At 63.9% G+C, this 13,483-nt stretch carries 15 protein-coding genes; 11 read left to right on the top strand and 4 right to left on the bottom strand.

Features of this window, described 5'->3' with window-relative positions:
- Nucleotides 1-101: 101 nt before the first annotated feature.
- The 4 genes from BMY06_RS22000 to BMY06_RS39640 form a co-directional block, all read right to left on the bottom strand.
- Nucleotides 102-446, bottom strand: a complete 345-nt coding sequence (locus BMY06_RS22000) for a cupin domain-containing protein (protein ID WP_065059653.1) — start codon at nt 444-446, stop codon at nt 102-104.
- Nucleotides 443-1,435 (bottom strand): M14 family metallopeptidase, encoded by a 993-nt coding sequence (locus tag BMY06_RS21995; protein ID WP_065059833.1) that lies wholly within the window; start codon nt 1,433-1,435, stop codon nt 443-445. The genes BMY06_RS22000 and BMY06_RS21995 overlap by 4 nt, the downstream gene beginning before the upstream one ends.
- Before the next feature lie 140 nt (nt 1,436-1,575).
- Nucleotides 1,576-2,481 (bottom strand): GNAT family N-acetyltransferase, encoded by a 906-nt coding sequence (locus BMY06_RS21990; RefSeq protein ID WP_074985220.1) that lies wholly within the window; start codon nt 2,479-2,481, stop codon nt 1,576-1,578.
- A 140-nt stretch (nt 2,482-2,621) separates the two neighbouring features.
- Nucleotides 2,622-2,774, bottom strand: coding sequence for a hypothetical protein (locus tag BMY06_RS39640; RefSeq protein WP_156773727.1), 153 nt, complete (start codon nt 2,772-2,774; stop codon nt 2,622-2,624).
- Here BMY06_RS39640 and BMY06_RS21985 point away from each other — a divergent pair.
- The 11 genes from BMY06_RS21985 (at nt 2,773) to BMY06_RS21935 (ending at nt 13,301) form a co-directional block, all read left to right on the top strand.
- The gene (locus tag BMY06_RS21985; RefSeq protein WP_065059651.1) at nt 2,773-3,384 is read left to right on the top strand and encodes a helix-turn-helix domain-containing protein; all 612 of its coding nucleotides are present in this window, start codon (nt 2,773-2,775) and stop codon (nt 3,382-3,384) included. The genes BMY06_RS39640 and BMY06_RS21985 overlap by 2 nt on opposite strands.
- 485 nt (nt 3,385-3,869) lie before the next feature.
- Nucleotides 3,870-5,363, top strand: a complete 1,494-nt coding sequence (locus BMY06_RS21980; RefSeq protein WP_065059650.1) for an aldehyde dehydrogenase family protein — start codon at nt 3,870-3,872, stop codon at nt 5,361-5,363.
- Between the two features lie 246 nt (nt 5,364-5,609).
- Entirely contained in the window at nt 5,610-6,278 is a 669-nt protein-coding gene (locus tag BMY06_RS21975; RefSeq protein ID WP_065059832.1) for a haloacid dehalogenase type II, read from the top strand.
- Nucleotides 6,279-6,342: 64 nt separating this feature from the next.
- Nucleotides 6,343-7,620 (top strand): NAD(P)/FAD-dependent oxidoreductase, encoded by a 1,278-nt coding sequence (locus tag BMY06_RS21970; RefSeq protein ID WP_074985218.1) that lies wholly within the window; start codon nt 6,343-6,345, stop codon nt 7,618-7,620.
- Nucleotides 7,621-7,691: 71 nt separating this feature from the next.
- Nucleotides 7,692-8,453 (top strand): ABC transporter substrate-binding protein, encoded by a 762-nt coding sequence (locus BMY06_RS21965; RefSeq protein WP_065059648.1) that lies wholly within the window; start codon nt 7,692-7,694, stop codon nt 8,451-8,453.
- 136 nt (nt 8,454-8,589) lie between these two features.
- The gene (locus BMY06_RS21960) at nt 8,590-9,249 is read left to right on the top strand and encodes an amino acid ABC transporter permease (RefSeq protein WP_065059647.1); all 660 of its coding nucleotides are present in this window, start codon (nt 8,590-8,592) and stop codon (nt 9,247-9,249) included.
- A 7-nt stretch (nt 9,250-9,256) separates the two neighbouring features.
- Nucleotides 9,257-10,033 (top strand): amino acid ABC transporter ATP-binding protein, encoded by a 777-nt coding sequence (locus BMY06_RS21955; protein ID WP_074985216.1) that lies wholly within the window; start codon nt 9,257-9,259, stop codon nt 10,031-10,033.
- A complete protein-coding gene (locus BMY06_RS21950; RefSeq protein WP_065059645.1) occupies nt 10,030-10,341 on the top strand; it encodes a (2Fe-2S)-binding protein in 312 nt (103 codons plus the stop codon). The genes BMY06_RS21955 and BMY06_RS21950 overlap by 4 nt, the downstream gene beginning before the upstream one ends.
- The gene (locus BMY06_RS21945) at nt 10,320-11,696 is read left to right on the top strand and encodes an FAD/NAD(P)-dependent oxidoreductase (protein WP_065059644.1); all 1,377 of its coding nucleotides are present in this window, start codon (nt 10,320-10,322) and stop codon (nt 11,694-11,696) included. Before BMY06_RS21950 ends, BMY06_RS21945 begins: the two co-directional genes overlap by 22 nt.
- The gene (locus BMY06_RS21940; RefSeq protein ID WP_074985214.1) at nt 11,693-12,874 is read left to right on the top strand and encodes an NAD(P)/FAD-dependent oxidoreductase; all 1,182 of its coding nucleotides are present in this window, start codon (nt 11,693-11,695) and stop codon (nt 12,872-12,874) included. The genes BMY06_RS21945 and BMY06_RS21940 overlap by 4 nt, the downstream gene beginning before the upstream one ends.
- 22 nt (nt 12,875-12,896) lie before the next feature.
- On the top strand, nt 12,897-13,301 hold the full coding sequence (locus tag BMY06_RS21935; protein WP_080180764.1) for a helix-turn-helix domain-containing protein: 405 nt from the start codon (nt 12,897-12,899) through the stop codon (nt 13,299-13,301).
- Nucleotides 13,302-13,483 lie beyond the last annotated feature (182 nt).

The following is a 13,483-nucleotide window of genomic DNA, read 5'->3' as shown; positions in this document are numbered from 1 at the left end:
TCTATCAGGTGGCAAAAAAACGTGGGCGTGAAATGTCGGACTGATGAATCCCTTTTAGCACGCACCGCCGCGCCGGAGATTTGGCGCGGTGCGATGCAGCATCAGAAAATCACGTAGATCTTGCGCAGCGTTTCGTTGATTTCCCAAAGGCCTTCGGTATTGGCTTCGAAGAACATCGTGTCGCCGCCCTTGAAATGCAGCGCTTTTTCGCCATCGGGCGTGAAGCTCCCCGAGCCGGACAGAAAGTGCATCACCTCCGCTTCCTTCACCGAACGCCGGTAGGTGCCAGGCGAGCATTCGAACACGCCCGTATCGACGGCTTCCGCGCCGGGAATCACCACCTGGCGGCCCGTGACGCGCGCGGGCTGCGTGCCGGGCAGGCCCGCCGTACCCCAGTCTTCGAGTCCCGCCACCTGGGCGGCCTGCTGAATCTGCTGAACTTTCACTGAATGAATTCCTGTTGACGTGAAGTGTGATCGAGTCGTTGTTCGATGCGGCCGAGCCGCACGACGGTTACGCCGGGCCGCAACTGACGCAGCGAAGGCATGACGAGCATGCAGTCGTCGTAGGGCGTGAGCACGGGCTCGCCGTTCGACCAGCCAATCACCGTGCCCGCCGTATCGAAAGTTTCGAGGCCCGTATAAGGACCGGCGAAACGGAAATCCATGCTGCTCGCGACCACGGGTTCGGTTACGCGCACGACGGTCATCTGCGCGGGCAGCGGCAGGAGCCAGCCGCCGGGCAGATCGCTCGCGTCGATCACGCCCGCGTGCAGCAGAAAGCGCGCGGTGCTGTCGCGCGCGACATCGACGGCACGCTTTTCCCAATGCTGTCCGCACTCGATCAGCAGTGCGTTCTTCGCGCTTTGAGGATCGCCGAAACCTTCGTAGTCGCGCATGCGTCGGCCTTCCGGATGGCCCTCGTCGCAGATCACGGTGGCGGGCACGCCGAGTTGCGCGGACAGCGCGATGCCCTTGTCGAGCGGCCCGGCGACGATCAGCGGCGCGCTTTTTTCGTGCATCGAATGCAGATCGAGCAGCAGATCGACGCTGTCGATCACGGGGCGCATGGCGCGCGCGCGATCGAGTTCGGACGAGCGGCGCGACGTATCGTCGAGCGTGGCGGCGGTCCAGACGCGGTTGAAATCCTGATCGACGAAACGCGCCTTGTCCGGTTGCGCGGGATCGAAGCGCGCGTACGCATCGACGTTCGCGAACGCCAGCGTGAGACGGCCGCGGCGCGGACGAAGTTGCGCGCGCAACAAGGCATCGACGACGATCGCGCCGCACACTTCATTGCCGTGCGTGAGGGCGTTCACCATCACATGCGGACCGGGCGCGCCGGAGTCGAACGTATGCACGTAGGCGATGCCGGTGTTGCCTTCGGCGTGCGCGGCGATGTCGGGGAACGCGACTTCGATCGGATAGGCGTCCATGCTCATGCGGGACCTCCTGGCTGAGAAAGTTGATCGACGGAGAAGCGTCGAGTCGGGGCCGGTTGATTCGGGTTCCTTGGCGAATGCGGGCGGCATCCAGTCCGCTACAGGGCGGGCTGGATGCGCACCGTCATGGCACGTCAGCCCATCGCCTGATTGATGATGCCGTAAGCGCGCCAGGCCGCGTCGGGCTCGCCGCTGTGCTGCGCCGCGCTCGCGTTGCGCACCATCTTGACGACCGAATCCACCGGCACGAGGCCGACGCCCGGCAGCCACGCTTCGATGCCCGCGCCGCCCGGCACGTCGAGGCGCACGAAGTCGCCGACGTGTTGCGCGAGCCAGTGCGAGACGAGGGCTTTCGCGCGCGCGTGATCGTCTTGATCGCCGCTATCGCCCGCCGTCGCGGCGACCACCGGGCCGATGGCGTAGCCGCGGCCGAAGCGGCGCGCGAGCGCGAAGCCGGTGATGATGCCGTCGCGTTCGAGCACGACGCCGCCTTGCGCGACCGCGAGCAGGGCGGGCAGCGTGGCGCTGCGGTCGAGACCGCAGCCGCGCGAGGCGAGATCGATGAGCGTCGGCAGATCGGCGGGCGTGACGGCGCGCAGCGTTTCGCCTTGCGGCAGCACGACGGCGGGCGCCTGTTCGACCGTGCCCTGATGTTGCGTGAGGCCGCCGCACGCGGCGAAGCCGAGCTTCTCGTAGAGCGGCTGACCGGCGGGCGTGGCGTGCAGGAAAGTCACGCGCTCGCCGAGCGCCTCGAGCACGAGTTCCATCAGCTTGCGGCCGATGCCGCGTCCTTGCTGATCGGGCGAGACGATCACCATGCCGAGCGTGGCGCGGTCGGCGCCGAATTTCCAGCACAGCGCCGTGCCGATCACGACGCCGTTGTCGACGGCGACGAAGCCTTCGCCCGCCTCGACGGCGAAGCGCCAGTCTTCGGGGCGATGCGGCCAGCGCACGGCCACGGAAAGACCGTGGGCGGCGTCGATGTCGTCGGCGCTGAAACGGCGATAGTGAAGGTCGGGCTTGACGGCGGATTCGGACACAGCGGACTCCTGGATAACGACGTGGACGGCATGTTCAGATTCGACTGTCGCATGCGGCTCACAGGCTTCATAGGACGATCTTCCTGACTTGAGCGAGCACAAGCGGCGGCAGCGCGCGGCTTTTTTATTGTTCATCGCATTCAGAAAAGTTTCAATATAATGAGTGGCAGTGTGCGTGCCTCGATGTCACGCAGCGGGCGCGCCGCGCCGTCGCCATGCACCGAAATCGTGCGCCGGCGTTGGGGAACGAACCGGTTTTGCGCGTCCGGCACCGAATTCAACAGGAAACTCATGCGAACCCAGTCCAGCAAGAAAATCGCGGTGTTGCCGAGCCACGCCGATGTCGGCGCGCGGCTGCGCGCGCTGCGCAATGCTCGCGGCCTGTCCGTCAATGAACTCGCGTTGCGCGCGGGCGTGTCGGTCGGCACCGTGAGCCAGGTCGAGCGCAACAAGGCCAATCCGTCCGTGCGCATTCTGGAGCGTCTGCGTCAGGCGCTCGACGTGCCGTTGAGCGCGTTGCTGGAAGAAGACGACGCGCCGTCCGATCCGCTCACGGGCGATTTCGTGCGGCGCGCGGCGGAGCGCCCGCTGTTCGAGGTGGGCAAAAACGGCATGCAGAAAGAGCTGCTTTCGCCGCACGGCGAGCACGATTTGCAGATGATGGTCATCATGCTGCCGGCGGGCTCGGGGTCGGAGGAAGTGCTGGTGGGCGTCGGCGAAAAATGTGGCCTCGTGATGGAGGGCACGGTGATCCTGAACGTGGGCGATCAGCGCGCCGAACTGCGCGCGGGCGACAGTTTCCAGTTCAAGAGCACGGTGCCGCACAGTGTGCGCAATGAAAGTAGCAAGACGGCGCGGCTGTTGTGGATCATGAACACGCGCCCGCCGGTCATTCATCTTTAAGTATCTCTGGCGGCGCCGCTTTTCGCCGGTATCGGCGCCGCATCCCGGTTGTTCTTCCTCGCTTTTTTCTGAACGCGCTTCACGCGCGATCTCCCCACGCTTTCATTCCTGTTGATGCCCGCGATACTGGCCTGTATCGCGCGGATGAACGCGCACGCCTTGTTGTTTCATTCTTCTGCCGATTGCCTGCGTGCCGACTGCGTGTCACCTGCGCGCCATTAATGAAGCGCGCGTGTGTCAACTCGCCGCTACGGGTTCGCCCTGGCCCGTTTCTCGCGTAAGCAAAGCGCATGAGCATGCTTTTCGCAGAATTATTTTTGATCACTAGCCAAGCCTCTTCTGTTCACTATAATGAATTTCAACGCGTGGTTGTTCATTTTGCCGCCAAGGCATCGAACCACCACTTGCTGAAGCGGCGAAGCCGCGCACGTGACGACTCGCGAGCGCGCCATCGCCGGGCTAACCGGTTTTCGAACAGGCAGAGCATGACTACTCCGTCGCTGGATTTCGATCCGTCCGCAATCACGCTGCCGCAAGGCCATTTCATTGGCGGCGCGTACTACCAGACCGATGAAACGCCGATCGCCGTGCATCGTCCTTCGGACGGCCGTCTGCTGGGTTATGTGCCGGACGCCACGGCGCAGACCGTCGATTACGCGGTATCGAATGCGCTGCAGGCATGGAAGACGAGCGGCTGGGGCACGCGCTCGCCGCGCGAACGCGCCCGGGTGCTGACGCGCTGGGCGCAACTGATCGACGAAAACGTGGTCGCGCTGGCGCAGCTCGAAGCAGTCAGCTCCACGCGGCCGGTTGCGGAAGCGTATGCGTCGGATGTGCCGTTCACGGCCGAAGCGATTCGCTTCTTCGCGGAACTCGCGGACAAGCTCGGCGGCGACATCGCGGCGACGCGTCAAGGCAGTCTCGGCTTCGTCGCCTCGGAGCCCTATGGGGTGATCGGCGCGATCACGCCGTGGAATTTTCCGCTTTCGATGTGTTCGTGGAAATGCGGTCCGGCACTCGCGGCCGGCAATGCGGTCGTGCTCAAAGCCTCGGAAATGACGCCGTTTTCCACGTTGCGTCTTGCTGAACTGGCGATTGAAGCGGGCATGCCGCCCGGCATTTTCAATGTCGTGAACGGTCGCGGCGCGACCACCGGTTCGGCGATCACGCGTCACCCCGATATCTCGAAGGTGAGCTTCACCGGATCGACGCGCACGGGCGCCGCGATCATGAGCGAAGCCGCTTTTCACGGCACCAAGCCGGTCACGCTCGAACTGGGCGGCAAGAGCCCGCAACTGGTGTTCGCGCAGGTGCCGGACCTCGCGCACACGGCGCGCTGCGTGGCGCGCGGCTTTACTGCGAACGGCGGCCAGGCCTGCGTGGCGGGTACGCGCCTGATCGTTCATAAGCACATTGCCGAACCGCTGATCGACGCCGTGCAACGCGAACTCGCGGGCATCGCGCCGGGCGCGATGTGGTCGAGCGCGACGCGTTATTCGCCGATCATCAGCCCCGCACAGGCGCAACGCATTGCCACGCTGATCGACGAGAGCCGTGCGCAAGGCGCGGAAGTGCTGTGCGGCGGCGGCTTTTTCGACGACACCGAAAACGGCTGGTTTCATCGCCCGACGTTGCTCGCCAACGTCACCGACGACACGCCCGCCGTGCGCGAAGAATTGTTCGGCCCCGTGCTCACCGTGCAAACCTTCGAGGACGAAGAGGAGGGCATCGCGCTCGCGGCGCACCCGACCTACGGTCTCGCGGCAGGCGTGCATACGAGCGATATCGGCCAGGCCATGCGGGCGATGCGGCGCATTGCGGCGGGCACGGTCTGGATCAATCGCTATGGCCGCAGCGGCGACATGATCATTCCGACCGGCGGCTTCAAGCAGTCGGGTATCGGCAAGGATCTCGGACGCCAGGCGCTCGAAGCCAGCATGCGCCACAAGAGCGTGCTGATCGATTTCGACACGGCCTGAGTATTACCGCATTCGCTTCAACTCACGCTTTAACTTCGGTTCCAGCTTCGCCGTATAGATGCACGATCCGTGCCGCGTTCATTTCAGCGAACACGGATTGCGCGCAACGCTTCACAGGTAATTTCGACACCGCGGGCCGCGCCAAGTTCGTCAGCATGACTGATTAATTGGCATGCATGCGCAGCGCGCCGTTCTCACTTGATTCGAGCCTGAAAACAGGTTCGCCACGACGACAGGATGCAGACCATGATCGATTTCGAGCCGAAGTACATCACCTTCGACTGCTACGGCACGCTGACCAACTTCCAGATGGCCGAGACCGCGCGCCAGCTTTACGGCGACAAGCTCGATGCCGCCAGGATGAACGAGTTCGTGGAGTTCTTCCGCGGTTATCGTCTGGACGAGGTGATGGGCGCGTGGAAGCCGTTTCGCGACGTCGTGGTGAATTCGATTCGCCGCACCTGCGAGCGCACCGGCGTGCCGTTCGACGAAGCCACGGCGCTGAAGTTCTACGAGGCAGTGCCCACGTGGGGCCCGCATCCGGACGTGCCGGAAGGTCTGTCGCGCCTCGCCACGAAGTACAAGCTCGTGATTCTCTCGAACGCCGACGACTCGCAGATCCACAGCAACGTGGAAAAGCTTGGCGCGCCGTTCCACAAGGTCTGCACCGCTCAGCAGGCGCAGGCGTACAAGCCGCTGCGCAAGGCGTTCGAGTACATGTTCGACCAGCTCGACTGCAATCCGGAAGACGTGCTGCACGTGTCGTCGAGTTTCCGTTACGACCTGATGACGGCTTATGACATGGGTATCAAGCACAAGGCTTTCGTGAATCGCAACCATGAGCCGCTCACGCCGTATTACCAGGTCAACGAAGTGAAGCAGCTGCCGCAGCTCGCCGAACTCCTCGGCGTCTAAGCGTCTCGGCCGCCCGTTCATTCGCCCACTTGCACTTACCGTCGGTCATCAGGAACGCAACACGATGAAGCTCGATTCGTACTGGCTCGATACCGCGCCGCGCTTTACGAAGCCCGCCCAGGGGCCGCTCGCCGGCCGCGTGGACGTGGTCGTGGTCGGCGGCGGTTTTACCGGGCTGTCGGCGGCGCTGGCGCTCGCGAAGCGCGGCTACTCGGTCACCGTGCTGGAAGCCGGGCGCATCGCAGGCCAGGCGTCGGGCCGCAACGGCGGGCACTGCAATACGGGCGTCGCGCAGGATTATGCGGCGCTCTCGGCGAAGCTCGGCACGGAGCGCGCCTCGCTGTTCTATCGCGCCTATGCCGAAGCCGTGAAGTCGGTCGCGCAGATCGTCGAGGAAGAACAGATTCCCTGCGATCTGCGCAAGAGCGGCAAGATCAAGCTCGCTGCGAAGCCGCATCACTACGCATCGCTGGCGAAGACTTTCGAAGCGTTGAAGCGCGATGTCGATAAAGATGTCGAGCTGATTTCGCGCGAACGTATTCGCGACGAAATCGCATCGGACGGTTTCTATGGCGGCCTCGTGCAGCACAACGGCATGCAGCTGCATATGGGCAAGTTCGGTGTCGGTCTGGCCGAAGCGGCGGCGCGTCACGGCGCGCAGATCTTCGAAGAAACGCCGATGGTCGGCCTCAAGCCGCTCGGCGGCCACGCCTACGAAGTGCAGTGCGAACGCGGCACGCTGCGCGCCGATCGCGTGCTGCTCGCTACCGGTGCTTCGCAGAGCGGTCCGCTGCAATGGTTTCGCCGCCGCATCGCGCCGGTCGGCAGTTTTATCGTCGTCACGGAGCCGCTCGGCAAGGCGCGTCTCGATGCGCTGCTGCCCACGCGCCGTTCGTATGTGACGACGCGCCAGATCGGCAATTACTTTCGTCCGACGCACGACGACCGTTTGCTGTTCGGCGGCCGTGCGCGTTTCGCGATGTCGAATCCGCGTTCGGACGAAAAGAGCGGCCGTATTTTGCGTGACGGCATGCTTCAGTATTTTCCGCAACTCGCCGACGTGCGCCTCGATTACTGCTGGGGCGGTCTCGTCGACATGACGGCCGACCGGCTGCCGCGCGCGGGCGAGCACGAAGGTTTGTTCTATTCGATGGGCTACAGCGGCCACGGTGTGCAGATGTCGGTGCACATGGGCCGCGTGATGGCCGACGTGATGTTCGGTGCCGCCACGCGCAACCCGTGGCGAGCGCTCGAATGGCCTGCGATACCCGGACACTTCGGGCGCGCGTGGTTTCTGCCGCTCGTCGGCGCGTATTACCGGTTGCAGGACGTGCTTCATTGAGCCGATGCCGAGCGCCGACCCTTTCACGGCGCAGCGCAAATAGTCAAGACTCTCCACAAGGAAACCAGACCATGTCGCGTACCACCCTTGCATTCGCCGCCGCTTCCGTCGCGTTCTCGCTGTTGTGCGGCGCTGCCCATGCCGATACCCCGACGCTGACCGCGGGCTCGCCGCCGTCGAGCGCGCCGACCACCTTCCTCGACGTCAAGACGCAGAAGATCGAAGGCATCATGCCCGACGTCGTGCGCGAAATCGGCAAGCGCGAGGGCTTCGACGTGTCGTATCAGGCCGTGCCCTTCTCCGCGCTGATTCCCTCCGTGGTCTCGGGCAAGATCGACATCATCGTCGCGGGCATGACGCCCACGCCCAAGCGCGCCGAAGTGGTGGACTTCTCGCAGCCGGTGACGGCGTTCGGCGAAGGCATTATCGTGAAGTCGACGAACAAGACCAACTACAAGTCGGTGCAGGACATGAAGGGCATGTCGGTCGGCGCGCCCACGGGCACCGACTACGGCGACCAGCTCGTCAAGCTCGGCATCTTCAAGGAAGTGAAGATGTACGACAGCCCGGCCGACATGACGCGCGACGTTGCGATCGGCCGCATCGTGGCGGGCTTCAACGACTACCCGATTCTCAAGGCGCAGGAATCCGCGGGCGCGATGGCCGGTACGCGCGTGGACGACGATTACGTGCCGATGGAGAAGTTCGACATCGCCGTGGGCGTGAAGAAGGGCAACACGGCGCTGCTGGCGAAAGTGAACGACGCACTCACGAAGATGAAGGCCGACGGCACGCTCGACAAGATCCTGAAGAAGTGGCACCTGGCGAGCTGATCCGCCACTGAACGACCGGAATGCGGAGCGGCGAGACGGTTTGCTCCGCGCCGCGTTCCGGCCCGGCCCGCCTTTGCGGCGCGGCGTATGACTCGCGGGCATTCCCCCGTTCGCGAATGAAAGCATAAGGCACACCATGCGTTGGCACGACATAGTCGATTTTGTCCCGATCCTGCTGCAAGGCGCGGTGATGAGCATCATCATCACGGTTGGCTGCCTGCTGCTGAGCACTGCGCTCGGCCTCGTGTGGGCGCTGCTCAAGATGTCGCGTTATCCGGCGGTGGTGACGGCCGTGAGCGCGATGATCAACGTGGTGCGCGGCCTGCCGATGATTGTCCTGCTGTTCTATATTTATTTCGTCTTGCCGGACTTTCATATTGAAGTGTCGGCATTGCAGGCGAGCATTATCGGCTTGAGTTTCGGTTATTCGACCTACGTGGCGGAAATCATCCGCTCGGGTATCGAGGCCGTCGATCCGGGCCAGTATGAAGCGGCGCAATCGCTTGGCATGGGCCGCGTGAAAACGATGGTGCGCGTGATCCTGCCGCAAGCGGTGAAGGTCGCGCTGCCGCCGTACAGCAATACGCTGGTGATGATGCTCAAGGACTCGTCGCTCGCGTCCACCATCACGGTGGCGGAAATGACGCGGCAAGGTCAGTTGATCGCGGCATCGACGTTCCAGAACATCACCGTCTATACGCTCGTGGCGATCGGCTATCTGCTGATGAGCCTGCCGCTCATGAGCATGACGCGGCATCTCGAGCGCCGTTTCGGCAAGCACAAGGCGAAGAAGTGAGGTTGCGATGATCGAAATTACCGATGTCCACAAGAGCTTTGGCGCCACGCCCGTGCTCAACGGCGTTTCGCTGAAGATCGAACAGGGCGAAGTGGTGTGTCTGATCGGCGCGTCCGGCTCCGGCAAATCGACGCTGCTGCGCTGCATTAACGCGCTCGAATCGTACGACGCGGGCGAAATCAAACTGCTCGATCAGCGTGTCGAACAGCGCTCGCGTCATATCAATCATCTGCGCACGCAAGTGGGCATGGTGTTTCAGCGATTCAATCTGTTTCCGCATCGCACTGCGCTCGAAAACGTGATGGAAGGGCCCGTGCATGTGAAGAAGGAACCGCTGCATTCGGCCAAGCGCGACGCTGAGGAATTGCTCAACAAGGTCGGGCTCGGCCACAAGCTTCATTACTATCCGCATCAGCTTTCGGGCGGTCAGCAGCAGCGCGTGGCGATTGCGCGTTCGCTCGCGATGAAGCCGAAAGCGATTCTGTTCGATGAACCTACCTCCGCGCTCGATCCCGAACTCGTCGGCGAAGTGCTCAGCGTCATGCGCACGCTCGCGAAGGAAGGCATGACGATGCTGGTGGTCACGCACGAAATGGGTTTCGCGCGCGAAGTCGCGGACCGCGTGTGCTTCCTGCACGGCGGCCACATCATCGAACAGGGCAGCGCTCAGCAGGTGTTGTGCGCGCCGCGCGAAGCCCGCACGCGCGAATTCCTGCGTCACGTGCTCGGCAATCGCGGCGAGGCGCAAAGCGCGCCGGAAGGCGCGACGGGAGCGGCGGCATGAACGGACGATTCGTGCGGCTCGGCGAAACCGCACGCGCCAACGTGTCGATCGTGATCGACGGACACAGCGTTGAGGCGCTCGAAGGCGATACGTTGCTCACGGCCATGCTGTGCAGCGTGCGATATGTGCGCCAGTCGGAATTCGGCGAGGAAAAGCGCGCGGGCTATTGCCTGATGGGCGCGTGCCAGGACTGCTGGGTCTGGACCGATACGGGCGAACGCCTGCGTGCCTGCACGACCGTGGTCGAAGCGGGCATGCGCCTCGTGACCACTCAACCGGAGGCGCAATGGGCGAACCTCGCATTGTGATCGTTGGCGCGGGGCCGGCGGGCGTGCGTTGCGCGCAAACACTGCTGGCCGCGGGGCTGCGCCCGACGCTGATCGACGAAGGCCGCCGCGACGGCGGCCAGATCTATCGGCGTCAGCCCGATGGTTTTACGCGCCCCTATGCGAAGCTCTACGGCACCGAAGCGCTGCGTGCGCAGGATCTGCACGAGACGTTCACGCGCTTGCGCGCGCAGATCGATTATCGGCCGCAAACGCTCGCGTGGAATATCTGGGACAAAAAACTGCATATCGTGCGCGACGGTCACGCGAGCGCGCTCGATTACGATGCGCTGATTCTGTGTCCCGGCGCAACCGATCGTTTGATTCCCGTGAAGGGCTGGCAATTCGCGGGTACGTATAGCCTCGGCGCGGCGCAGATCGCGCTGAAATCGCAGGCCTGTTCGATCGGGCGGCGCGTGGTGTTCATGGGCACCGGGCCGCTGCTGTATCTGGTCGCGAGTCAATATGTGCAGGCGGGTGCGAAAGTCGCCGCCGTGCTCGACACGTCGGCGGCGGGCGCGCGTCTGCGTGCGTTGCCGAAGCTGCTCGCGCGTTTCGATGTCTTGCGCAAAGGCAGTGCGCTCGTGGGTGCGCTCAAGCGCGCGGGCGTGCAAATGTACAACGGCATCGAGCCGGTCGAAATCGTCGGCACGCCGGACGAGGGTGTGAGCGCCGTGCGCTTTCGCACCGCGAGCGGCAAGATCGAACAGATCGATTGCGACGCCATCGGCATGGGCTATCACTTGCGTCCCGAAACGCAACTCGCCGATCTCGCGCGCTGCGCGTTCCGCTTCGATACGCTGACGCGCCAATGGCTCCCGCAAATCGACGAACTCGGCCGCAGCAGCGTGCCGGGCGTGTATCTCGCGGGCGACGGCGTGCGTGTGCTCGGCGCGGATGGTGCGGAGAACGCGGGGCGTCTCGCCGCGCATGCCGCGCTGATCGATCTGGGCCGCGGCGCGCAAGCGGCCGTGCTCGATGCGCTCAAACGCGAGCAGCGCCGCATGGACCGCTTTCGCGAAGGGCTGGCGCAGGCGTTCGAATGGCCCGCGCAACAGGCCGCGAAGCTGCCTGACGAAACCATGGTGTGCCGCTGCGAAGGCATCACGGCGGGTGAATTGCGCCGCGTGATCCACGACGAGGGCGCGCAGGAAGCGAATCGCGCGAAGGCGCTGAGCCGTGTCGGCATGGGCCGTTGCCAGGGGCGCTATTGCGGCCACGCGGCGGCGGAAATTATCGCGGACGCCGCGCGCGTGCCGCTCGAGCAAGTCGGACGTTTGCGCGGGCAGGCGCCCGTGAAGCCGCTGGCCATCGCGACTGTGGAGGAGACGGAGTGAAGCGCGCGCAAGCCGATGTATTGATCGTGGGTGGCGGCTTCATGGGTGCCGCCACCGCGTTTTTTCTGCGTCGCCGTGGCAAGTCGGTGATTCTGCTCGAACGCCAGTTGATCGGCCAGCAGGCGAGCGGCACCAATTTCGGCAACGTGCGCCGTCAAGGGCGTTTGCTGGCGCAATTGCCGCTCGCGAACCGCTCGCGGGAAATCTGGCTGCGCATGCCGGAATTGATCGGTCACGATGCCGAGTTTCTGATGTCGGGCCATTTGCGCGTGTGCTATCGCTCCGAGCAGGCCGACATGTTCGAGACCTACGCGCGCGAGGCGAAGCATTACAACCTCGATCTGGAAATGCTGCACGGCGATGCCTTGCGCAAGCGCTTTCCGTTTATCGGTCCTGAAGTGCTGGCCGGTTCGTATGCGCCCATCGACGGGCATGCGAATCCGCGTCTCGCCGCGCCTGCGTTCGGACGCGCCGCCGCGAAACTCGGTGCGCAAATCTTTGAAAACACCGATATTGTCTCGGTCGAAAAAGAAGGCAATGAGTTTCGCGCCACCAGCGCCGACGGCCGCACGTTTCATGCGCCCGTTCTGCTGATTACGGCGGGCGCATGGGGCAGCACCTTGAGCGAGCAATTCGGCGAGCCGGTGCCGATTGCCGTGCACGGTCCGCAAATGGCCGTGACCGAACCGGTGCCGTATAGCATCGCGCCGGCAGTCGGCGTGTCGTCGCCGCAGATCGCGGAGGTCGTGTATTTCCGCCAGGTCGCGCGCGGCAATATCGTGATTGGCGGCTGCGCACGTGGGCCCGCGTTTCTCGACGCGCGCCGTGCGAAAGTGCTGCCGCACAGCACCTTGCTGCAATTTCGCCAGGCGCAGCGCGTCGCGCCCGCGCTCAGACGGCTCAATATCATTCGCGTCTGGAGTGGTGTTGAGGGCTATATGCCCGACGATCGGCCGATCATGGGTGCAAGCGGGACGACGAGCGGCTTGTTCTACGCATTCGGATTCTGCGGGCACGGTTTTCAACTCGGACCGGGCGTGGGCGATACGATGGCCGAACTGATCGACACGGGCGCCACCTCGACGCCGATCGAGCCGTTCGACATTCGTCGCTTTGCCGCTTTTCGGCCGCCCGCGGGTAGTTCGCAGTCCGCGCAACAATCGGTTCCGGCAACCTGATTCAAAGATTCGCAGGCATGCCATGTTGATTGCTCCGACTTTGCAGACCGCGCCGACTTCACGGCGCAGCGGCGAAACCCGCACCACGGAAACGACGCGCGCCATACAACGCGCGCTCGATTTCATCGAGTCGTGTTTTGCCGAGCCGATCAGCCTGACTGAACTCGCGGAAATCGCGGGACTGAGCGTGTCGCGTTTCGCGGCGCGTTTTAGCGGCGAAATGGGTGTGTCGCCGCAACAATATGTGCGCATCGTGCGCGTGCGTCACGCGCAACGTTTGCTGCGTCGTGGCGTATCCCCCTCGCTCGTGGCGGCGGAAGTGGGCTTCTTCGATCAAAGCCATTTGTGCCGTCATTTCAAGCGTGTGTTGGGCTGCACGCCGGTCGAATGGCTCAATGCAGGCGCGCCGTTCGGGCCCAACGGCTGAAAACGCCTCATATCACCACGCTTCCGAATTCAACTTCGCTTCTGGCGGCGCGCCGTTCTTTACGCACGGCGCGCCTGGCGCGTCTTGATCCGTGCTCGCAATAAAAAAGCCGCGAGACTCAAGGCGAATCTCGCAGCCGGAACTTAGGCGATGCTTGCGCGCGTATCTTTTCAGAAAGCGCG

Origin of the sequence: Paraburkholderia tropica (genome assembly GCF_900109265.1) — a bacterium.
GTDB lineage: Bacteria > Pseudomonadota > Gammaproteobacteria > Burkholderiales > Burkholderiaceae > Paraburkholderia > Paraburkholderia tropica.
The sequence above is the reverse complement of the archived record's forward strand: the minus strand, read 5'-3'. Positions and strand labels throughout refer to the sequence as shown.